Source organism: Rhodococcus ruber NBRC 15591 (genome assembly GCF_001894945.1).
GTDB lineage: Bacteria > Actinomycetota > Actinomycetes > Mycobacteriales > Mycobacteriaceae > Rhodococcus > Rhodococcus ruber.
In genome coordinates, this window is the sequence record NZ_BCXE01000001.1 from 168565 (window position 1) to 189243 (window position 20679).

General features: G+C 70.3%; 21 protein-coding genes and 1 pseudogene. 17 read left to right on the plus strand and 5 right to left on the minus strand.

Annotated features, from left to right (window positions below):
- The first annotated feature begins 5 nt into the window (after window positions 1-5).
- The 11 genes from RR3_RS00760 (at window position 6) to RR3_RS00805 (ending at window position 10252) form a co-directional block, all read left to right on the plus strand.
- Window positions 6-1481 carry a mannitol dehydrogenase family protein gene (locus tag RR3_RS00760; RefSeq protein WP_064065820.1) on the plus strand — a complete coding sequence of 492 codons (1476 nt, stop codon included), beginning with the start codon at window positions 6-8 and terminating at the stop codon, window positions 1479-1481.
- Window positions 1478-2404, plus strand: a complete 927-nt coding sequence (locus RR3_RS00765) for a carbohydrate kinase family protein (RefSeq protein ID WP_064065821.1) — start codon at window positions 1478-1480, stop codon at window positions 2402-2404. Before RR3_RS00760 ends, RR3_RS00765 begins: the two co-directional genes overlap by 4 nt.
- Entirely contained in the window at window positions 2401-3822 is a 1422-nt protein-coding gene (gene xylB, locus RR3_RS00770; protein ID WP_064065822.1) for a xylulokinase, read from the plus strand. The genes RR3_RS00765 and xylB overlap by 4 nt, the downstream gene beginning before the upstream one ends.
- A 147-nt stretch (window positions 3823-3969) precedes the next feature.
- The gene (locus tag RR3_RS00775) at window positions 3970-4440 is read left to right on the plus strand and encodes a VOC family protein (protein WP_010592522.1); all 471 of its coding nucleotides are present in this window, start codon (window positions 3970-3972) and stop codon (window positions 4438-4440) included.
- Window positions 4441-4487: 47 nt separating this feature from the next.
- Window positions 4488-5801 carry an MFS transporter gene (locus RR3_RS00780; RefSeq protein ID WP_064065823.1) on the plus strand — a complete coding sequence of 438 codons (1314 nt, stop codon included), beginning with the start codon at window positions 4488-4490 and terminating at the stop codon, window positions 5799-5801.
- A gap of 64 nt (window positions 5802-5865) precedes the next feature.
- Window positions 5866-5991, plus strand: coding sequence for a hypothetical protein (locus RR3_RS25055; protein WP_255325545.1), 126 nt, complete (start codon window positions 5866-5868; stop codon window positions 5989-5991).
- A 212-nt stretch (window positions 5992-6203) separates the two neighbouring features.
- On the plus strand, window positions 6204-7031 hold the full coding sequence (locus RR3_RS00785) for an IclR family transcriptional regulator (protein ID WP_064065824.1): 828 nt from the start codon (window positions 6204-6206) through the stop codon (window positions 7029-7031).
- A 44-nt stretch (window positions 7032-7075) separates the two neighbouring features.
- On the plus strand, window positions 7076-7870 hold the full coding sequence (locus RR3_RS00790) for a 2-keto-4-pentenoate hydratase (RefSeq protein ID WP_010592519.1): 795 nt from the start codon (window positions 7076-7078) through the stop codon (window positions 7868-7870).
- A complete protein-coding gene (locus RR3_RS00795; protein ID WP_010592518.1) occupies window positions 7867-8655 on the plus strand; it encodes a 2-keto-4-pentenoate hydratase in 789 nt (262 codons plus the stop codon). Before RR3_RS00790 ends, RR3_RS00795 begins: the two co-directional genes overlap by 4 nt.
- 2 nt (window positions 8656-8657) lie before the next feature.
- On the plus strand, window positions 8658-8855 hold the full coding sequence (locus RR3_RS00800) for a tautomerase family protein (protein WP_010592517.1): 198 nt from the start codon (window positions 8658-8660) through the stop codon (window positions 8853-8855).
- Window positions 8856-8986: 131 nt separating this feature from the next.
- Window positions 8987-10252, plus strand: a complete 1266-nt coding sequence (locus RR3_RS00805; protein WP_017680240.1) for an acyl-CoA dehydrogenase family protein — start codon at window positions 8987-8989, stop codon at window positions 10250-10252.
- 70 nt (window positions 10253-10322) lie between these two features.
- Here the strand turns inward: RR3_RS00805 and RR3_RS00810 are convergent, their stop codons facing one another.
- A complete protein-coding gene (locus RR3_RS00810; RefSeq protein ID WP_010592515.1) occupies window positions 10323-11330 on the minus strand; it encodes an AraC family transcriptional regulator in 1008 nt (335 codons plus the stop codon).
- 132 nt (window positions 11331-11462) lie between these two features.
- Between RR3_RS00810 and RR3_RS00815 the strand changes: the two genes are divergently transcribed.
- On the plus strand, window positions 11463-12677 hold the full coding sequence (locus RR3_RS00815; protein ID WP_017680239.1) for a cytochrome P450: 1215 nt from the start codon (window positions 11463-11465) through the stop codon (window positions 12675-12677).
- A 2-nt stretch (window positions 12678-12679) separates the two neighbouring features.
- Entirely contained in the window at window positions 12680-13708 is a 1029-nt protein-coding gene (locus RR3_RS00820) for an NADH:ubiquinone reductase (Na(+)-transporting) subunit F (RefSeq protein ID WP_026137635.1), read from the plus strand.
- 53 nt (window positions 13709-13761) lie between these two features.
- Here RR3_RS00820 and RR3_RS00825 read toward each other — a convergent pair whose 3' ends face one another.
- Window positions 13762-14784 carry an AraC family transcriptional regulator gene (locus tag RR3_RS00825; protein WP_017680237.1) on the minus strand — a complete coding sequence of 341 codons (1023 nt, stop codon included), beginning with the start codon at window positions 14782-14784 and terminating at the stop codon, window positions 13762-13764.
- Between the two features lie 209 nt (window positions 14785-14993).
- Here RR3_RS00825 and RR3_RS00830 point away from each other — a divergent pair, with 209 nt between their 5' ends.
- The 4 genes and pseudogenes from RR3_RS00830 (at window position 14994) to RR3_RS24575 (ending at window position 17841) form a co-directional block, all read left to right on the plus strand.
- Window positions 14994-16556 carry a 4-hydroxyphenylacetate 3-hydroxylase family protein gene (locus tag RR3_RS00830; RefSeq protein WP_026137634.1) on the plus strand — a complete coding sequence of 521 codons (1563 nt, stop codon included), beginning with the start codon at window positions 14994-14996 and terminating at the stop codon, window positions 16554-16556.
- A gap of 13 nt (window positions 16557-16569) precedes the next feature.
- On the plus strand, window positions 16570-17097 hold the full coding sequence (gene nphA, locus RR3_RS00835) for an NADH-dependent flavin reductase (RefSeq protein ID WP_190242367.1): 528 nt from the start codon (window positions 16570-16572) through the stop codon (window positions 17095-17097).
- A gap of 167 nt (window positions 17098-17264) precedes the next feature.
- Window positions 17265-17426: pseudogene (locus RR3_RS25060) on the plus strand (wax ester/triacylglycerol synthase domain-containing protein); the annotation flags it as partial.
- A gap of 91 nt (window positions 17427-17517) precedes the next feature.
- Window positions 17518-17841: a hypothetical protein gene (locus tag RR3_RS24575; RefSeq protein WP_017680233.1), complete on the plus strand. Its 324-nt coding sequence runs from the start codon at window positions 17518-17520 to the stop codon at window positions 17839-17841.
- Window positions 17842-17867: 26 nt separating this feature from the next.
- Here the strand turns inward: RR3_RS24575 and RR3_RS00850 are convergent, their stop codons facing one another.
- From RR3_RS00850 to RR3_RS00860, 3 genes are all read right to left on the minus strand, one after another.
- Window positions 17868-18296: a tautomerase family protein gene (locus RR3_RS00850; protein WP_017680232.1), complete on the minus strand. Its 429-nt coding sequence runs from the start codon at window positions 18294-18296 to the stop codon at window positions 17868-17870.
- 33 nt (window positions 18297-18329) lie between these two features.
- Entirely contained in the window at window positions 18330-19082 is a 753-nt protein-coding gene (locus RR3_RS00855) for an SDR family NAD(P)-dependent oxidoreductase (RefSeq protein ID WP_010592507.1), read from the minus strand.
- A 112-nt stretch (window positions 19083-19194) separates the two neighbouring features.
- Window positions 19195-20673 (minus strand): aldehyde dehydrogenase, encoded by a 1479-nt coding sequence (locus RR3_RS00860; RefSeq protein WP_010592506.1) that lies wholly within the window; start codon window positions 20671-20673, stop codon window positions 19195-19197.
- Window positions 20674-20679 lie beyond the last annotated feature (6 nt).

Genomic DNA, 20679 nt, shown 5'->3' on the forward strand with positions numbered 1-20679 from the left:
CCGACATGGACCTGGGGGAGAACGCCCTGACCGCCCTGCCCGTCCCCGGCCCGACGTACCCGCGCCGCGACATCGGCGTCGGCATCGTGCATTTCGGGGTCGGCGGATTCCATCGTGCCCATCAGGCGATGTACGTCGACCGGTTGCTCGAAGGCGCGGGCGCCCGCAACTGGGGCATCTGCGGTGTCGGCGTCATGCCCGGCGACCGCCGCATGCGCCACGCCCTCGCCGCCCAGGACGGCCTCTACACCCTGATCCTGCGCCACCCCGACGGCACATGGGAACCGCGGGTGATCGGTTCGATCGTCGACTACCGTTACGCACCCGAGGATCCCGAGGCGGTGATCGAGCTGATCGCGGCGCCCACCACGCGCATCGTCTCGCTCACCGTCACCGAGGGCGGCTACAACATCCGCCACGACACCGGCGAGTTCGACGTCGACGACCCCGCCGTCCGCCGCGACGTCGAGCACCCCGACGTGCCCGCCACCGTCTTCGGGCTCGTCACCGCCGCCCTCGCGCGCCGGCGCGAACGCGGGCTGCCGTCGCCGACGATCATGTCCTGCGACAACATCGAGGGCAACGGCACCGTCGCGCGGCGGGCCTTCACGTCCTTCGCCGCGCTCGTCGACCCCGGTCTCGCCGACTGGATGCGCGAGCACACCCGGTTCCCCAACTCGATGGTCGACCGCATCACCCCGGTCACGACCGACGACATCGCCCCCGAACTCGACGCCCGCTTCGGCGTCCGCGATCGCTGGCCCGTCGTCGCCGAGCCGTTCACCTCCTGGGTGCTCGAGGACGACTTCTCCTGCGGCCGGCCGGCATTCGACGAGGCGGGGGTGCAACTCGTCGACGACGTCGCCCCGTACGAACTGATGAAACTGCGCCTGCTCAACGCGAGTCACCAGGCACTGGCCTACTTCGCGCACCTGTGCGGCTACCGCTACGTGCACGAGGCCGCGCAGGACCCGTTGTTCGCGGAGTTCCTGCTCGAGTACATGGACGCCGAGGCCACCCCCACCTTGCGTCCGGTGCCCGGCATCGATCTCGCGCAGTACAAGCGCACCTTGATCGAGCGCTTCGCCAACCCCGAGATCCGCGACACCGTCGCCCGGCTGTGCGCCGAATCCTCCGACCGCATCCCGAAATGGCTGCTGCCCGTCGTGCGGGAGAACCTCGCGACGGGCGGGTCGGTGCGCCTGGCCGCCGCCGTCGTGGCCAGCTGGGCCCGCTACGCCGAGGGCACCGACGAGGCCGGCGAACGCATCGAGGTCGTCGACCGGCTCGCCGGCACCCTCGGACCCCTCGCCCGCAGCCAGCGCGGGAATCCGACCGCCTTCCTCGAGAACCGCTCCGTCTTCGGTGATCTCGCCGACGAGCCGCGGTTCGTGGACGCCTACCGGTGGGCGCTCGACTCCCTGCACCGCAACGGCGCCCGCGCCACGCTCGAGGCCCTCCGCAGCAGGGTCGGATCGTGAACGGGCACGTCCTCGTCCTCGGCGAGGCCCTCGTCGACATCGTCCGGCGCGGCCCGGCCCGGCTCGTCGAACACGTCGGCGGCAGCCCGCTCAACGTCGCCGTCGGCCTCGGCCGCCTGGGCCGCGACGTCGAATTCGTCACCCACATCGGCGACGACGACCGGGGCCGCCGCATCGTTCGCCACCTCGCCGACTCCTCGGTGCGGCTCGCCGCCGGCAGCAGTACCGCGCCGCGCACCCCCACGGCGACCGCCACCCTGGACGAGAACGGCGCCGCCACCTACGAGTTCGACCTCGAGTGGCAACTGCCCGATCCACGCCCGGAGCCCGGCGCGGGGCACGTGCACACCGGGTCGATCGCGGCCCTGCTCGAACCCGGCTGCGAGGCCGTCGCCGCGCTGCTCGACCGGTACGTGCCCACCGCGACCATCAGCTACGACCCCAATGTCCGGCCCGCCCTCGTCGGCGACGACCCGCGCACCCGCGACCGCATCACCCGCTTCGTCGCGGGCGCCGACGTCGTCAAGGCCAGCGACGAGGACCTGCGCTGGTTCGCCCCCGACCGCGACCCCCGCGACGTCGCGCAGGAGTGGCTCGCCCTCGGCCCGGCGCTCGTCGCGGTGACCCTCGGCGCGGGCGGTGCCGTCGCCGTCGCGCGGTCCGGCGCCGTCGACGTCGCCGCGCACCCCGTCGAGGTCGTCGACACCGTCGGCGCCGGCGACGCATTCATGGCCGGTCTGCTCGACGCCCTGTGGACGCAGGAACTGCTCGGCGACCGCGAGGGCCTGCACGGAATCGAACCGGACGCGCTGCGCGCGGCCCTCGACGTCGCCGCGCGCACCGCGGCGCTCACCGTCGCGCGCCTGGGTGCGGACCTGCCGACCCGCGGGGAGCGGGACGCCGACCCGAAGGAGCAGAGGTGACGCTCGTCGCCGGGATCGACTCGTCCACCCAGTCCTGCAAGGTGCTCGTCTGCGACGCGCGCACCGGTCACGTCGTGCGGGAGGGCCGTGCCCCGCATCCCGACGGCACCGAGGTCGACCCGCGCGCCTGGGCGGACGCCCTCGACCGCGCCGTCGCCGCCGCGGGCGGGCTCGACGACGTCGCCGCGGTGTCGGTCGGCGGTCAGCAGCACGGGCTGGTGACCCTCGACGAGACCGGGACGGTGGTGCGCCCGGCGCTGCTGTGGAACGACACCCGCTCGGCCGCGGCCGCCGCCGACCTCGTCGCCGACCTCGGCGGCGGGCAGGCGTGGGCCGACGCCGTGGGGGTGGTGCCGCTCGCCGCGATCACCGTCGCCAAGGCGCGCTGGCTCGCCGACCACGAACCGGGCCACGCCGACCGCGCTGCGGCACTGTGCCTGCCGCACGACTGGCTCACGTGGCAGCTCGCGGGAGCCTCCGGCGTCGGCGCGCTCGTCACCGACCGCAGCGACGCCAGCGGCACCGGCTACTACAGTGCCGCCGACGGCTCCTACCGCACCGACCTGCTCGACCTCGCGCTGCGTGGCCGCCGGCCCGTGCTGCCCCGGGTGGCCGGACCGGCCGAACGGGTCGGGGAGACGGTCGCGGGCGCCGCCCTCGGACCCGGTGCCGGGGACAACGCCGCCGCGGCCCTCGCCCTCGGCGCGCACGAGGGCGACGTGATCGTCTCCGTCGGCACCTCGGGCGTGGTCTCGGCCGTCTCGGCCACCCCGAGCCGCGATCCGTCCGGGCTCGTCGCCGGCTTCGCCGACGCCACCGGCCGGCACCTGCCGCTCGTGTGCACCCTCAACGCGGCGCGGGTCCTCGACGCCACGGCCGCGCTGCTCGGGGTCGACCACGACGAACTGTCGCGGCTCGCGCTGTCGGCCCCGCCCGGCGCCGGCGGTCTCGTGCTGGTGCCGTACCTCGAGGGCGAGCGCACCCCCAACCGGCCCGGCGCCACGGGCGCGATCCACGGCCTGCGCCTGACGAATTCGACACGGGAACACCTGGCGCGCGCGGCCGTGGAGGGACTGCTGTGCTCGCTCGCGGACGGTCTCGACCACATCACCGCGCAGGGCGTGCCGGTGCGGCGGGTGCTGCTCGTCGGCGGCGGCGCCCGTTCCCGGGCGCTGCGCGAACTCGCGCCCGGCATCCTCGGGGTCCCGGTGGAGGTGCCGGAGCCGGGCGAGTACGTCGCAGCCGGCGCGGCCCGGCAGGCCGCCTGGGTGCTGGCCGGCGGCACCGAACCACCCCGGTGGGAGGGTGGCGGCGTGCGGCGCTACGAGGCGGACCCGGTCCCGGCCGTGCGCGCCCGGTACGCGGAGGTTCGTGATCTCACGGACGGCAGCGACCTGACACCTCTTTCCAGAACCTGACACCGGTTCCGGCCGGCCGGAAAGGCTGTCGGCATCCCGAAACGGATGCACGCTCCGGACCGCGGCCGCGATGAGTTCCGGCGTCGGCCCGGGTCGATATCTGTGACGCCGACAGGGCGCCGTCATCCACCGAGCAAGGAGAAGGCGATGCCGAAGATCACCCCGTTCCTGTGGTTCGACACCGAGGCCGAGGAGGCCGCCAAGTTCTACACCAGCGTGTTTCCCCGCTCGCGCATCCTGAGCACCACGTACTACCAGGACACCGGGCCCAAGCCGGCCGGCACCGTCATGACCGTCGACTTCGAACTCGACGGCCAGCGCTACGTCGCGCTCAACGGCGGCCCGGAGTTCTCGTTCACCGAGGCGGTGTCGTTCCAAATCGACTGCGCCGACCAGGACGAGGTCGACCACTACTGGAACGCTCTCACCGAGGGCGGGGAAGAGAGCCAGTGCGGCTGGCTGAAGGATCGGTTCGGGCTGTCCTGGCAGGTGGTGCCGCGACGGCTCTTCGAGCTGCTCTCCGACACCGGCCCCGAGGTGGGGCGGCGGGTCACCGAGGCGATGCTGCAGATGCGCAGGATCGAGATCGCACCGCTCGAGGAGGCCGCCCGCGGCTGAACCGGCGAGCCCAGCGGGCACCGGGCGGCGGTGATAGCTTTCGGTCGATGACCACGCGCACCGAGCGGCTCGACGAGCTGCCGCTGACCCGCAGACACGGCAGGCTGCTGCTCGGCTCCGGTGTGGGCTGGGCACTCGACGCCATGGATGTCGGGCTCATCTCCTTCGTGATGGCCGCCCTGGCCGTGCAGTGGAATCTGAGCGCGACCCAGCTGTCGTGGATCGGGTCGATCGGCTTCGTCGGAATGGCAGTCGGAGCCGCGGTCGGTGGGCTGCTCGCCGACCGGATCGGCCGGCGCCAGGTGTTCGCGGTGACACTGCTGGTGTACGGCCTGGCCACCGGCGCGGCGGCGCTCGCCGGCTCCGTCGCGGTGCTGATCGTGTTGCGGTTCGTCGTCGGCCTGGGTCTCGGCGCCGAGCTTCCCGTCGCGTCGACCCTCGTCAGTGAGTACGCGCCGCGCCGGCAGCGGGGTCGCATGGTCGTCGCGCTCGAGGCGTTCTGGGCGGCCGGATGGATCCTCGCGGCCCTCATCGGCTACTTCGTGATCCCCCTCGGCGACGACGGCTGGCGCTGGGCGCTGGCCGTGGGAATCGTCCCCACCCTGTACGCGGTGGTCGTGCGGTTCGGACTACCCGAATCCGTGCGATACCTCGAGCGCCGGGGCCGCTACGCCGAGGCGGAGAAGGCCGTGCGGTCCTTCGAGATGTCCGCCGGCGTCGCGGCGCCGACGGACGCGGAGGAGACGTCGCGTCCGGTGCTCACGGAGACGACCGCCGAGTCGATCTGGTCGCCGCGGTTGCGGCGGCGCACCGCCGCCCTGTGGACGGTGTGGTTCTGCATCAACCTCTCGTACTACGGGGCCTTCATCTGGCTGCCGAGCCTGCTGGTGAACCAGGGCTTCGACCTGGTGAAGTCCTTCCAGTACACGCTGATCATCACGCTCGCGCAGCTGCCGGGATACGCCGTCGCGGCGTGGCTGATCGAGGTGTGGGGGCGCCGCGCAACCCTGGCGAGCTTCCTCGTCGGCTCGGCCGCGGCCGCGGGCCTGTTCGGGCTGGCCGACACGCCCACCGAGATCGTCGCCGCCGGAATGGCATTGTCGTTCTTCAACCTCGGCGCCTGGGGGGCGCTCTACGCGATCGGACCGGAGCTGTATCCGACGTCGGTGCGCGCCGCCGGGACCGGCGCGGCGGCCGCGTTCGGGCGCATTGCGTCGATCGTGGCGCCGCTGCTCGTGCCCTGGCTGCTCACCGGCGGCGGCAACGCCCTCGTGTTCGGGGTGTTCGCGGCGGCGTTCGTGCTCGCCGCCGTCGCCGCCTTCACGCTGCCGGAGCGCAAGGGGCACGTGCTCGAGGCCTGAGCCCTACGCCCGGGCGGCCGGCGCCGGGCCGCAGGCCGCCGCCACCGCGAAGGTCCCGAGGGCCGTGCCCGTGACGAGGCGCTGGGTCCGCACGGCCCGCGGGGGCGTCGCCATGCGGCGCACCGGTCAGCTCGACGACCCGACCCTCGCGCACGTCGTGTCGCACCTGCGGATGTCGTCGGGCGCGTAGCCCGCCGGCCCCCGCGCGTGCGCACGTCTCGCACCGATTCCGAAGGCAGCGCCACGGGATGTGCGCCCTCGGTGCGCGTGGAGTCATCCTTCTGTGCATTCCCAGCCATGTTCGCCCGCACTCCGGGGACCTAGTGTTCCAGATCACAAGCATCCGGCGGCGGGCCGTGCGCATCCGAGGCCTCCGCCGCGACCGAAAGGACGGACCTGGACGTGGCGTCACTGCAGACGGTGCAGAGGATCGGACCGGTGCTGGACCTGTTCACGGTGCAGCAACCCGAGTGGGGGGTCTCCGAGGTCGCGGCGGCGATCGACGTTCCCCGATCGAGCGCGCACGCTCTGCTGTCGAGCCTGGTCGACACGGGGCTGCTCCAGTGCCGCGTGCGCGGACGCTACCGGCTCGGGTGGCGCGTCGTGGAGCTGGGGGAGACGCTGCGCGGCACCGTCGACGTCCGGTCCTGTGCCGCCCCCGTCCTCGAGCGTCTGGTGGAGAAGTACGGAGAGACAACTCATCTCGCGGTCATGGATCGATGGAACGTCCTCTACGTGGACAAGATCCTCGGCAATCACAACATCACCGTGCAGGGCGCCCGGGTCGGGACGCGCCTGGACGCGCATTCCACGGCGGTGGGCAAGGTGCTGCTTGCGCAACTCGAGGAGATCGAGGTGCGCCGGTACCTGGCCATGCGTCCGTTGCGGCGGCTGACACCGTCGACCACCACGAACCCCCAGGCACTTCTGGACGCCCTGGCCGGTGTGCGCTCGGCCGGCTTCGCTGCGGACCTCGGGGAGACCGTCTCCGAGGTGCACTGCGTCGCCGCCCCGGTGCGCGACGACCTGGGCTCCGTCGTGGCGGCCGTGAGCGTGAGCGTGCCCGCGACGCGCTTCGCCCAGCGGCGACCGCAGCTCGAGCGGGCCGTGGTCGGCGCCGCGCACGAGATCACCCGGGCGATCGCCGAAGCCCACGACTGCAGTCCCGTACCGCTGCGGGACGACCCGAGTGCCGCCGCTCTCGTGGAGGCGAGTCCGCGCGCCTCCTGATCACGATCCGACTGCACGAACACGACAAGCGAAAAAGAGGAGCCATGGACACCGCCGCCCACAAGGCCGCAGACCGACTGCTCGAGGTGTATCGCACGGGGGAGCCGATCGATCCGCTCACCCCCGATCATCCCGACGCGTCGATCGAACTCGCCTACCGGATCCAACAGCTGCAGGTCGAGCAGTGGACGCTGGCCGGCGATGTCGTCAAGGGCCACAAGGTGGGCTTGGCCTCCCGCGCGATCCAGCGGCAGATGGGTGTCGATCAACCCGATTTCGGGCATCTGACCGCGAGCATGTTCCACCTCGAGCATCAGCCGATCCCCGCCGGCCGCTTCCTGCAGCCGCGGATCGAGCCCGAGGTGGCGTTCGTGCTCGGCAGGCCGCTGGCCGGTCCGGGCGTCACCGCCGCCGAAGCTGCGCGGGCCGTGGACTTCGTGCTGCCCGCACTCGAGATCGTCGACTCGCGGATCCGGGACTGGAAGATCGGCATCTTCGACACCATCGCGGACAACGCCTCGTCCGGCGGCGTGATCCTGGGGAGCCGGCCGGTCTCCCTCGGTGACGTCGACCTGAGGCTGATCGGATGCACACTCCACATAGGCGGTGAACTCATGGCGACGGGAGCCGGCGGAGCCGTCCTCGGGTCCCCGCTCAACGCGCTGGTGTGGCTGGCCAACACGGTCGGCCCGCTCGGGGTCACCCTCGAACCGGGGCATGTGGTGCTTCCCGGCTCCATGACCAGGGCGTTTCCCGTGGCGGCGGGCAACTCCATCGTGGCGAACATCAGCGGGCTCGGCAGCGTCACCGCCGTGCTCGGCGGAAAGGACGAGAAATGAGCGACCAGTCGTGGAGCGCGGCCCGCGTCGCCGACGTGCTTCTGCGGGCGGAGGACACGGCGACCCCGCAGACGTCGATCCTCGCGGAATGGGACGGACTGGACCTGGGGACCGCGTACGCCGCGCAGGACATCGCGTTGCGCATGCGGCTCGCCCGCGGCGAGCGGCTCACCGGCGTGAAGCTCGGGGTCACGTCTAAGGCAAAGCAACGGCAGGTGGGCGTGGACTCGCCGTCCACCGCGTGGCTCACGGACAGGATGATCCTGCCGATCGGCGAGCCTGTCCCGCGCGAGAAGATGATCCACGCTCGCGCGGAGCCGGAGATCGCGTTCGTCATGGGCCGCAGGCTCGAGGGGCCGGGCGTCTCGGCCGCGACCGCACTGGCCGCGGTGGAGCACGTGGTCGGCGCGATCGAGATCATCGACAGCCGCTTCTCCGGCTACCAGTTCTCGATGATGGACGCCGTCGCGGACAACAACTCGTCCGGACGGTACGTGACCGGTCCGGTCGGCCGCGCGCCGGAGGATCTCGATCTCGCCCTCGAGGCGTGTCTGCTCGAGATCGACGGCGAGGTGGTGGATTCGGCAACGGGCGCTGCGGTACACGGACATCCCGCGGAGGCGCTGGCCTTCGCCGTGAACACCCTGGCCGAGCGGGGACTCGCCATCGAGGCAGGGTGGGTGGTGCTCACCGGCGGCATGACCGACGCCGTGCCGGTGCAGCCGGGGGCGCGCATCGCCGCGCACTTCACCACCCTCGGCACCGTCACCGTGGCGGGAGGCTGACGATGCCGCTCATCGACGTGACGATCGCGGAGGGGCGCAGCCCGGACGAGCTCCGGAGGCTGATCCACGAACTGACCCAGGCGGCGCACCGGGCCCTGGACGCGCCGCTGCCCAACATCCGGGTGGTGCTGCGGGAGACGCCGAAGACACACTTCGCCGCAGGCGATGTGACGATCGCCGAGCGTGAGACACGGGCCTGAACGGTCCGGATATCCCGGACTGCGACAGCGCCGGCCGGCGACGACGTCGAGCATCGTGATCGAGCCGCATCGGGGCGGGGAAGCGGGATACACAAGGGAGACACCATCCCCTGCGTCCCCTGGAGAACCCGATGACGTCGAACCCACAGCGCGCCCTCACCCTGGTTGCCGAGCCCGAGCCCGGCTGCGAACGGGTGGCGGACCGGATGTACCACGACCTGCTTTCGCCACCGGAGGTGCAACAGGTGCGCGACCGCGTCCGGGACTTCGCCGCTCGGGCTGTCTCGCCGATCGCCGGCCGGATCGCCGGCGGGGACGAGCGCCTCGACGGGTTCCCCCGGGACGCGTTCGAGGTCATGGCCTCGAACGGTCTGTTCCGCCTTCCCTTCACCGCGGACGTCGGTGGCGACGGACTCACGCACCGCGCCACGGCCACCGCGGTGGCCGTCGAGGAACTGGCGTACTACTCCAACAGCGTCGCCGCGATCTACGACGTCCATTGCATCCTCGCCGGCACGGCACTGGACCAGGGCACCGAGGAGCAACGGCGCCGATGGCTGCGTGCCGTCGTCGACGGGGAGATCGTCGGATCGTTCGCGACGAGCGAGCCCGGTGCCTCGAGCGATCTGTCTCCCGAGGCGGTGCAGACCGTCGCGAGCCCGGACGGCGACGGGTGGGTGCTCACCGGCCGCAAGCGGTGGATCACCAATTCGGTCGTCGCCGGTGTCGTCGTCGTGCTCGCCCGGACCGGCGACAGCCTCACCACCTTCATCGTTCCCACCACCGCACCGGGCGTCACCGTCGGCACACCCGACCGCAAACTCGGCAACCGCGGGCAGATCACGGCCGACGTGATCCTCGACCGTGTTCCGCTCGGGCCGGAATCGGTGCTCGGGCGGGTCGGCGGTGGCCTGCGCGTCGCGCTCCGGACACTCACCTACGGCCGCATCGGAATCGGCGCCGCCGGCGTCGGCATGGCGCAGGCCGCCTTCGACCGGACCGTCGCGCATCTGAAGTCGCGGCACGCGTTCGGTGGTTCGCTGGCCTCCAAACAGCATTGGCAGTTCGTGATGGCCGACTACGCGGCAGATCTCGAGTCCGCCCGTAGCCTGTACCTGAAAGCGGCGCTCCGGCTCGACGCGGGGGAACACTTTCCCGAGCCCGAAGCGGCGATGGCAAAGCTGCGCGGAACCGACCTGGCGGCGCGCATCGCCCGGGATGCCGTGCAGGCGTTCGGCGGACTCGGATTCGTGCAGTCCCTCGGTGCCGACGACACCGAAGGCCCGGTCGAGGCGATCTACCGGGACAGCAAGATCGGCGAGATCTACGAGGGAGCCAACGAGATTCAGAAATGGGTGCTCGCCCGGCAGATTTTCGGGCGGGACCACACCGGATAGGTTTCGGCAGTTCTGTGGGGGCTGGTCGTCGCTCGTGCGAGCGTGGACGGCCGGCCCTCGCCGGTGACGACTACCCGCGCACGGCGGGGTTCAGGCGGAAATGTGCAGGGCTGGAGCCGAACCGGCGACGGAACGCGCGGCTGAAATGCGATACGTCCCGGAACCCGACGTGGACACTGATCGCAGTGACGGTGAGATCGGTTTCCAGCAGCATCGTTCGGGCGCGGCCGAGTCGCACCTCGTACAGCCACGTGCGGGGAGTGGTTCCCGCCGTGCTGAACAGTTTGTGGATGTAGCGCAGCGACATTCCCAGTTCCATGCCGATCTCGGCGAGCGTGTGATCGGGATCGTGCAGGTACCGGGCCATGGTGGCCTGGACCTTGCGCAGGTCGTCCGCGTGCGCCCGCTTCGTGGCGTTCAGCGGAGTCACCCGGTCGCTGATCGCGGTGACGAGCAGGTCCAGCGCCGCGGCGGCCACAGAATCCGAGGTTCCACCGGACAGGGGGGTTTCGGTGGCGGCCACGTCGACCAGAAAACGCGACACCAGTCGCCCGATGCCGGTCTGCCCCGAAATGCCGTGGCCCGTCACGCTCTCCACCGCGTCGAGCGGCAGTCGGGACGTGAGCTGCCGGCGCGGCGCCCGCAGTACGATCTGCTCGAATTCGGTTGTGCCGTCGACGACGAACGGCGTCGACGAGTCCACGACGCCGAAGGCGCCGTTCTCGAGGATCGCCGTCCGCGGCCCCTGCGTCAGGGTGGCGGAACCCTGAGTGATGAGGCACAGCAGGAAATCGTCGTTGGGATCCGAATCGATCATCGCGGGGGTCCGCACCACCGTGTGCGGATCGGCGCGCACCACGCTCACGATCACGTCGCCGATCGGGCGAGCGACCAGATCGGCAGCAAACCGGTCGTTCGATCGGGACCAGTCGACGTCCATCTCGCAGTAGGTCCGGTCGAGCGTATCCGCCCACCGCGCACGGCCTTCGGCGGATTCGAGTTCACGAACGCTCAGCGCCACCGGTCGACCGGCCTCCGCGGTGCACGGGGAGTCATCCTTCGGTGCACTGTCGGTCATGTTCCTGCTCACCTCCTCCTCCTAGTGTTCCAGATCACAGGAACTCGGCGGGCGGACGATACCGCGAGACGCACCGTCTGCGCGACCCTCGACCGTCGCCTCCGGACGAGCCGACGACAGGAGAACGACATCATGACCACCACCCACACCTGGATCGACGAGATCACCATGGAGGAACTGGATCGCGACCCGAATCCGATCTATGAGCGCCTCCGCCGTGAAGCCCCGGTCGCGTATGTGCCCGCAGTGGGGATGCACGTCGTGGCGACCCGCGAGTTGTGCCTGCAGATCACGCAGGACCCGCAGGCGTGGTCCACCGTGATCGCCCCCTCGGGAGGCCGGACGTTCGGCAAGGGAACGGTTCTCGACTCCAACGGCGAGCAGCACCGCAGGATCCGGGAGTGGATCGATCCGCAACTGCGTCCCGCCGCCGTCGACACCTATGTCGAGGCCCTGGTCCGGCCGCAGGCGCAGCGGATCCTCGAGCGCATCGAAGACCTCGGAGCCGCCGACATCCAGGAGGCATACTTCGCGCCGGTCAGCGTCCGCGCCGTCGGCGACCTCATGGGCCTGACGGACGTCCCGTCCGAGACGCTCGTGCGCTGGTTCCAGACGCTCGCCCTGTCCTACGGCAACGCCGCGGTCGACGAGCACGGCAACTTCGCAGATCCGGCACCCTTCGAGGCCGGTGACAGGGTCAAGGAGGAGATCGTCGCGACGGTCGACCCCATGCTCGACCACTGGACCGCCCACCCCGACCACACCCTCATCTCGCACTGGCTGCACGACGGGATGCCCGAGGGACAGGTGCGCGATCGCGCCGAGATCTACCCGAACATCTACGTGTTCCTGCTCGGTGCTCTGCAGGAGCCGGGCCACGTCATGACGACCACCCTGGCGGGCCTGCTGCAGCACCCCGACCAGCTCGAACGGGTCGTCGACGATCCGGCCCTCGTGCCGCGCGCGATCAACGAGGGCGCTCGGTGGGTGGCGCCGATCTGGAGCGCTGCGGTGAAGGTCGCGAACCACGATGTCACGATCGGCGGTGTCGACCTGCCTGCGGGTACACCCGTGATACTCGCCTACGGCTCGGCGAACCGGGACGAGACCGCCTGGGAGAACCCGGACGCCTACGACGTGGATCGGCCGGTCATGCCGCATCTCGCGTTCGGCTCCGGCAACCATGCCTGTGCCGGAACCTACCTCGGCACCGCGATCGTCCGCATCGCGCTCGAGGAGCTGTTCGAGACGATCCCGAACATCGAGCCCGATCTCGACCACACGCCGGACTTCTGGGGCTGGACCTTCCGCGGCCCGCAGGGATTGCGTGTGCGGTGGGAGGTGTGACAGTGGAACATTCGGTGACCGTCTCGGACGGGGAACGGCCCTTTCGTGCCGCAGCGGACCGCTCCATCCTCGAATCCGCGCTACGGGAGAACCGGTGGCTCCCGCATGCCTGCTCGCAGGGCACGTGTGGCACCTGCAAGATCCGCGTGCTGTGCGGGGAGGTGGACCACGGGCGGGTGGACGATACGGTCCTTTCCGAGACGGAGCGTGCGAGCGGGCTCGCGCTGGCCTGCCAGGCGAGCCCGCGCACCGATCTGACCGTCGCGCCGTTGAGCGAGACTGCGCCGGTCGGCCCGAGGCATCCGTTGCGCGATCACGCCGGCACCGTGCTCGAGCTGACCGACATCGCCCGGTGCACCCGCCGGCTCGTCGTGGAGCTGGACGAGCCGATGGAATTCTCCGCCGGCCAGTACGCCGAGCTGGTTGTGCCGGGTTCCGTGGTGGCACGCCAATATTCGATGGCCAATCCGCCGTCCGAGTCGCGTCGGCTCGAGTTCCACATCAAGAAGGTCGACGGTGGGCTCGCGACGGAGGGGTGGATCTTCGGCTCGCTTCGCCCGGGAGACCGGATCGAGTTGCGCGGGCCGCTGGGGCAGTTCGCCCTGGTTCACCCCCAGGAGGAACCGGCCATCCTGATCGGCGGCGGGACGGGACTAGCCCCCTTGAAGTCGATTGTGCGCCATGCTCTCTCCAGCGATCTCGTCCCGAGCATCGACCTGTACCACGGAGGGCGCGGGCAGGCGGATCTGTACGACGTGGACTTCTTCCGGGCACTCGAGGCTGCCGATTCCCGATTCCGCTACCACCCCGTGCTCAGCGAGGAGCAGTGGGACGGCGCGACCGGCATGGTCACCGACGTCGTGCTCGACGACTTCGCCAGTTGCCGGGGGCGCAGCGCGTACCTGTGCGGACCACCCGCCATGGTCGCCGCGGCGGTCAAGGCGCTCAAACGGCGTCGCATGGCGCCCCGGTCGATATTCAAGGAGGAGTTCACCGTCGGCGCCGCGCCGCCGGTGCTGTCGCCGACGTGACCGGTTCTGCGGCCGGGTGTTCGGGTTCGTCCCGGGCACCCGGCCGTTCGCCGTCAGTGCCGGTGGCCCGGTGGGCGGTCGGTTCTTCCCTTGCGGTACTGACCGGGGCTGGAGCCGAAGGAGGCGCGGAACGTCCTGCTGAAGTGGGAGACGTCCCGGAAACCCGCGCATTCGCTGACCTCCGCGACGGACATCTCGGTCGTCAGCAGGTACTTCCGCGCGCGTTCGAGGCGGGCCTGGTACAGCCATGCCCGGGGGGTGATCCCGGCCGCGCTGAACAGTTTCTGCACGTTACGCAACGACATCCCGGCGTCGGCCGCGACGTCCGACAGCGTGAGCTCGGGATCGTGCAGTTTCTGTTCGATGACCCGCTGGACGCGGGTGAGGTCCTCGGTGCGATGCAGTTGCGAGGCGCTGGTCGCGAGCGGTCCCTTCGCGAGCGCGGTGGCCAGCATGTCGACGGCCGAGGAGGCGAACGACACGGCGGCCCCCGGCGAGATCGGCGCCGTCGTGGTCGAGAGGTCGACGAAGAATCGGCCGACCAGTTCGCCGGCCCCGGTGTCGCCGCCGATCGACCGGGCGGTGCCGTGCTCGACGATCCGGCCGGGTAGACGTGAGGTGAGCAGCTCGGCGGGGGACCGCACCACGATCTGCCGGAACGGCGCGGGGGAGTGGAAGACGAACGGTGCGGAGCAGTCCAGCAGCGCGAATCCCCCGCGCTCGAGAACGGTGGCTCGACCGGACTGCTGCACCTCGACGCGGCCCTCGGTCACGATGCACACGAGGTAGCCCGCCCAGTTGTCCGAGGCGATCATCTCGGGGGACCGCACCACGGTGTGGGCGTCGGCGCGGATCGTGCTGATGTGCAGGTCCCCGAAGGGCCGTCCACCCCACTCGGCGTCGAAGTGCTGCCGCGGATCGGGCCACGCCACGTCCATCTCGCCGTACAGCAGCTCGAGGGTGCTCGCCCACTGTGTGCGGCCTTCGCGGGTGTCGAGCTCCCGCGTGCGTAGGGACACGAGGGCGGGCGCCGCTCCGTTGCGCGCGGAGTCACCCGATTGTTCGCGCTCAGCCATGTTCCAGCAGACCTCCGCCTTCTAGTGTTCCAGATCACAGGGACTTGGCGTCCGGAACGATATACCGACATCGCGCCGAAGGCGACATCCGAGAGCGGATCCCCAATCAGGGCAACGCAATCGGTGCCGACCGCGTCGCAGCGCGACGCCGGTCGATCCCGCCGGTCCCCGAAACGACTCTCCACCGCCCGAGACCAGGAGTGAACATCATGACGACATCAGCGATCATCGGCGACGCCGTGGGAGCACCCAACACCGTCCGTCCCATGACGGGCGAGGAGTACATCGAGTCGCTGCGCGACGGTCGCGAGGTGTACTTCCGTGGTGAGCGGGTCGACGACGTCACCACGCACCCGGCCTTCCGAAATTCGGTTCGGTCGGTGGCACGGATGTACGACGCGATGCACAAGCCGGAGGCGAAGGGCATCCTCACAGTGCCGACCGACACCGGCAACGGTGGCTTCACCCATCCGTTCTTCAAGACGGCACGCAGCGCCGACGACCTGCTCCTCGCCCGCGACGCGATCGCCACGTGGCAGCGCGAGGTGTACGGCTGGCTGGGCCGCTCGCCCGACTACAAGGCGTCGTTCCTCGGCACCCTCGGAGCCAACGCCGACTTCTACGGCGAGTACAAGCAGAACGCCCTCGACTGGTACAAGAAGTCCCAGGAGCGGGTGCTCTACCTCAACCACGCGATCGTCAACCCGCCGATCGACCGCGACAAGCCCGCCGACGAGACCGCCGACATCTGCGTGCACGTGGTCGAGGAAACCGACGCGGGTCTGATCGTGTCGGGCGCGAAGGTGGTGGCGACCGGTTCGGCGATCACGAATGCCAACTTCATCGCGCACTACGGCCTGCCGCTCCGCAAGAAGGAGTTCGGCCTGATCTTCACCGTCCCGATGGATTCACCGGGGCTGAAGTTGTTCTGTCGTACGTCCTACGAGATGAACGCCGCCGTCATGGGTACGCCGTTCGACTACCCGCTGTCGAGCCGATTCGACGAGAACGACGCGATCATGGTGTTCGACCGGGTGCTGGTGCCGTGGGAGAACGTCTTCGCCTACGACGCCGAGACGACCAACGGGTTCGTCATGAAATCCGGGTTCATGTCGCGCTTCATGTTTCACGGTTGCGCCCGTCTCGCCGTGAAGCTCGACTTCATCGCCGGCTGTGTGATGAAGGCGGTGGAGATGACCGGCTCGGCCGGATTCCGCGGGGTGCAGATGCAGGTCGGCGAGATCCTCAACTGGCGCGACATGTTCTGGGGACTGTCCGACGCGATGGCGAAGACGCCCGATCCGTGGGTGGGCGGGGCCGTGCAACCGAACCTGAACTACGGCCTGGCGTATCGGACCTTCATGGGTGTGGGCTATCCGCGGATCAAGGAGATCATCCAGCAGACTCTCGGCAGCGGTCTGATCTACCTGAATTCCCATGCGAGCGACTGGGGCAACCCCGACATCCGGCCGTACCTCGACCGGTACGTGCGCGGGTCGAACGGCATCGCGGCCATCGACCGTGTCAAGCTGCTCAAGCTGCTCTGGGATGCCGTCGGCACCGAGTTCGGCGGCCGGCACGAGTTGTACGAGCGCAACTACGGCGGTGACCACGAGGCCGTGCGCTTCCAGACGCTGTTCGCCTACCAGGCCCAGGGCCTGGACAACCAGCTCAAGGGCTTCGCCGAGCAGTGCATGTCCGAGTACGACGTCGACGGCTGGACGCGCCCCGATCTGATCGGCAACGACGATCTGAAGATCGTCCGGGGCTGAACGGAGCGAGACGATGAGGAGCACTGCTGTGGCCGATCTCGAGGTCACTCCACAACATATGCGAAAAGCGCTTGGGCGGTTCGCGAGCGGCGTCACCATCGTCACCACCGCCGAGTGCGAGGACGAGGCTTCGGTGCACGGGATGACCGCCAACGCCTTCACCTCGGTGTCGCTCGACCCGCCGCTCGTGCTCGTGTCGATCGCCAACCGCGCCAGGATGAACGAGCGGATCCGGGAGACCGGTAGGTACGGGGTTTCGATCCTCGCCGGGGACCAGGAACCGTTGTCCCTGCACTTCGCCGGTGCGGCACACCAGCCGGATCTGGTCCGGTTCGTGTGGCGGAAGGAAGTGCCCCTCCTCGAGGGCGCGCTGGTGCACCTCGCGTGCACGGTGGTCGACTCCCATCCCGCGGGTGACCACACGCTGCACGTGGGCCGGGTGGAGCAGCTCTGGTACGACGACGGGCACCCCCTGGTGTTCTACACCGGCAGTTTCCGGTCGCTCGAGTTGCAGGGCAGGGACGACCCCTGGGGCTTCTGATCGAGGTAGAGCGGGGGTGGCCGCGGCGGGTGTCGCGGCCACCCTCCCGCGTATCCGACGGAATCCCTCCGTGCCCTGTCTGCGGACATCTGGTTCGCAGGAGGGACGCGACGCCAGGTGGGCGCATCCGGGCGGTCGCAGCGGGACGGGGCGGGGAGTTGTTCCCGGTGGTCGAATCGATCCGGCGGCGCCCGCTCGACCGGTCACGGCCGCTGTGGGAGCTGTGGGTGATCCCGGGGCTCGGAGAGCATTCACATGCGGTCTACCTGCGGGTCCACCATGTGATCGCCGACGGCCCGGCGGGGGTGGCGATGCTCGGCGTGCTCCTCGACGCCGCCCCGGACGTGCCGCTGACGCCCGCGCCGCCTCGGCACGAGGAGAAGATCGACGATGTGCTGCTCTCGGTCTTCGCCGGGGGGCTTGCGCGAACTGCTGTGTCGCCGGGGCGAACCGGCCGACGACGTCGTGCTGCGGGCGGTCGTCCCCGTCTCACTGCACGGGCAGCAGTCGGGGCCGGCCCGCGGAAGCCTGCTCGGTCAGATGATCGTTCGGCTTCCGGTGGGCAACACCAGCCTCGGTGCGGGCGCGTTCTCGTACGCGGGGCGGTTCACGATCACCGTCGTCGGCGACAGTGTCGTGTGTCCCGAAGTGGACGTGGTGGCTCGCGGGATGGAGGAGGCGCCGCGAGTGCTCCGCGGCGGATGCCCGAGCGAATGTGCCGTGGTGTCGGGTAGACCGACGTGACGGCACATTCGCTCAGGTGCCGGCGATCAGCGCGCCCGCTGTGTGGTTGCCGCCCGTGCCGCGACCTCGTCGGCGCGGGCGGCGGCGGCGGGGTCGCCTGCGATGAACCAGTTCACTGGGTCCGCCTCCACGATCCGGCCACGCACCGACTCCCTCGGCGCCCCGAGAATCTCGACGATCAGATCGGTGAAACGCGCTGCCAGCTCCTGCCGCTGCGCGATGGGGCGTCCGGCCAGGACGATCGCGGTGAAGTAGGGGGCCGGGGTGCCGCCGTCGGCGATCACCGTGCCGGACGTCGCGACGTCGTCGGGGTCATACCGGACGACGAACGCCCGCACCCGCTCGATCGGGGAGTCGAGGATCTCCGCATAACAGCGACTCGCGTCGGCGAGCAGACGACGTCGTTGCCCGGCGGTGTAGGCGCCGTCGACGAGGTGGAAGTGTGCAACGGGCATCGATGCTCCTTCGTGACGCTTCGGGGTACAGGATTACTGGACTCCGTGCCGGGTCCCGCCGTCGACGTTGAGGACGCTTCCGTGCAGCACGGCGGCCTCGGGAGCGAGGAGCATCTCCAGAGTCCAGCCGATCTCGTCGAGCGTCGGTAGGCGGCCGAGCGTGGTCGCGGCGCGATAGCGATCCCAGATCTCGCCGGGGTCGCGCCCGGTCTCGGCGGCCTCGGTCTCGACGAACTTCCGCAGCCGTGGAGTGTCGACGGGTCCCGGTGCGATGGTGTGGGTGGTGACGCCGCTCGGGCCGTAGAGTGCGCTGAGCTGGCGCATGAGATTGAAGACTGCGGCGTTCACCGTCCCCGGCCCGGCGTCGAGCGGGCCGGGTTCGAGTCCGAGCGAACCGGCGATCGTCACGAAACGCGAGCCCGGTACGAGGTGGTCCCGGACGGCGTGCAGCAGCCGCACCAGTCCGCCCACCTTGATATTCGCGCCTACCGCGAGGTCCCCCGGTGCGATGGTGTCGGCCGAGCCGCGCACCGGCAGCCCGGCCGCGAACACGGCCAGGCGCACGGGCGCGTCGAGACGGGCGGCGATCGCGCCGATGGCACTGTCGTCGGCGATGTCGGCGACACACGGAACGATCAGATCGCCCTCGGTCGCGAGCTTGTCGAGGTCCTCGGCATTTCGGGCGACCGCGACGACGCGCATCCCGCGCCGGACCAGGCGCCGGGTGAACTCGGTGCCCATCGCGCCGGTTGCGCCGACGACGACGCACAGTGCGGGTGAGGCCATGTCTGTGCTCCTTGATTCGTGGGTGTGGCCGCAATCGAGACGCGAAATCGGAACTCGCCCAGACATGGTCGTGGGCGGATTCCGATTCGGCGTGCGTATCCGTTGCTCCGTTTCAGCCGCGCAGCCGGAGGGTGACTGCCCGCGGCTCGGTGAAGAAGTCGCGGGAGTACTGCCCGCCCTCGCGTCCCAGGCCGCTGGCGCCCTCGCCACCGAACGGCAGGCGCAGGTCGCGCTCGAAGAAGCAGTTGATCCACACGGTGCCGGCCTTCCAGCGGGCGGCCATCCGGTGGGCGCGGTCGAGGTTCTGGGTGAACAGCATTCCGGCGAGACCGTAGGGGGAGTCGTTGGCGATGCGCAGCGCTTCCTCCTCGGTATCGAATCCGAGGACGGTCTCGACCGGGCCGAAGATCTCCTCCCGTGCGGTGCGGGAGTCGTTTGTCAGCCCGGTGACGACGGTGGGCGGGTAGTAGAACCCGGCGGCGCGGGCGTCGTCGGTCAGGCGGGCACCACCGGTGACGACCTTGCCGCCTTCCTCCTGGGCGAGTTCGACGTAGCCGTGCACCTTGTCGAGGTGGCGCTGCTCGATGAGCGGGCCCAGGAAGTTGGCCGGGTCCTTCGGGTCGCCGACGGTGAGCTTGTCCGCCTCCTCGGTGAACCGGGCGAGGAACTCGTCCATGATGCTGTTGTGCACCAGAAGGCGGGAACCGGCCAGACACACCTGCCCGTTGCCGCCGAAGATCGCCCGGATCGCCATCGGCACGGCGACGTCGAGGTCGGCGTCGGCGAAGACGATGTTCGCGGACTTGCCGCCCATCTCCGCCGAGACCGGGGTGTGATGGGCCGCGGCGGCCTGCAGGATCTTCACGCCCGTGGCGCTCGAGCCGGTGAAGGTGATCCGATCCACCCGCGGATCCGAGGTCAGCGGCCCGGCGACGGCCTCACCGCCGAACCCGTGCACGACGTTGAGCACCCCCTCGGGCAGCCCGGCCTCGAGGGCGAGCTCGGCGAAGCGGTGCGCGGTCAGCGGGGTCTGCGGCGCGGGCTTGAGGACAGCGGTATTTCCGAATGCCAAGGCGGGAGCGATCTTCCACGTGGCGAGCATCAGCGGCGCGTTCCACGGGCTGATCGCCGAGACGACACCGGCCGGTGGGTAGAGCACGTACGACAGCAGGTCCCCGTCCGGGTATGCCTCGTTCGCGGCCATCGCGACGTAGTCGGCGAAGAAGCGCAGATTGTGTGCCACCCGCGGGATCTCGGCGTGCAGGGACTGATTGATGCTCTTGCCGCCGTCGCGGGTCTCGAGCAGGGCGAGTTCCTCTCGGTGGGCGTCGACCGTGTCGGCGACCGCGTGCAGGATCTTCGCGCGCTCCTTCGGGGACAGCAGCGGCCACGGGCCGTCGTCGAACGCACTGCGGGCGGCGGTGATCGCCGCGGCACCGTCCTCGGCCGTGCCCGCGGGTACGATCCCGAGTAGCGCACCGTCGTGCGGGTCGCGGGATTCGAAGGTGGCCCCGTCCGACGCCTGCTTCCATTCGCCGCCGATCAGGTGACGGACCTGCGTGACCGATGGCGGGTTCTGGGTCTGTGTCATGGCAGT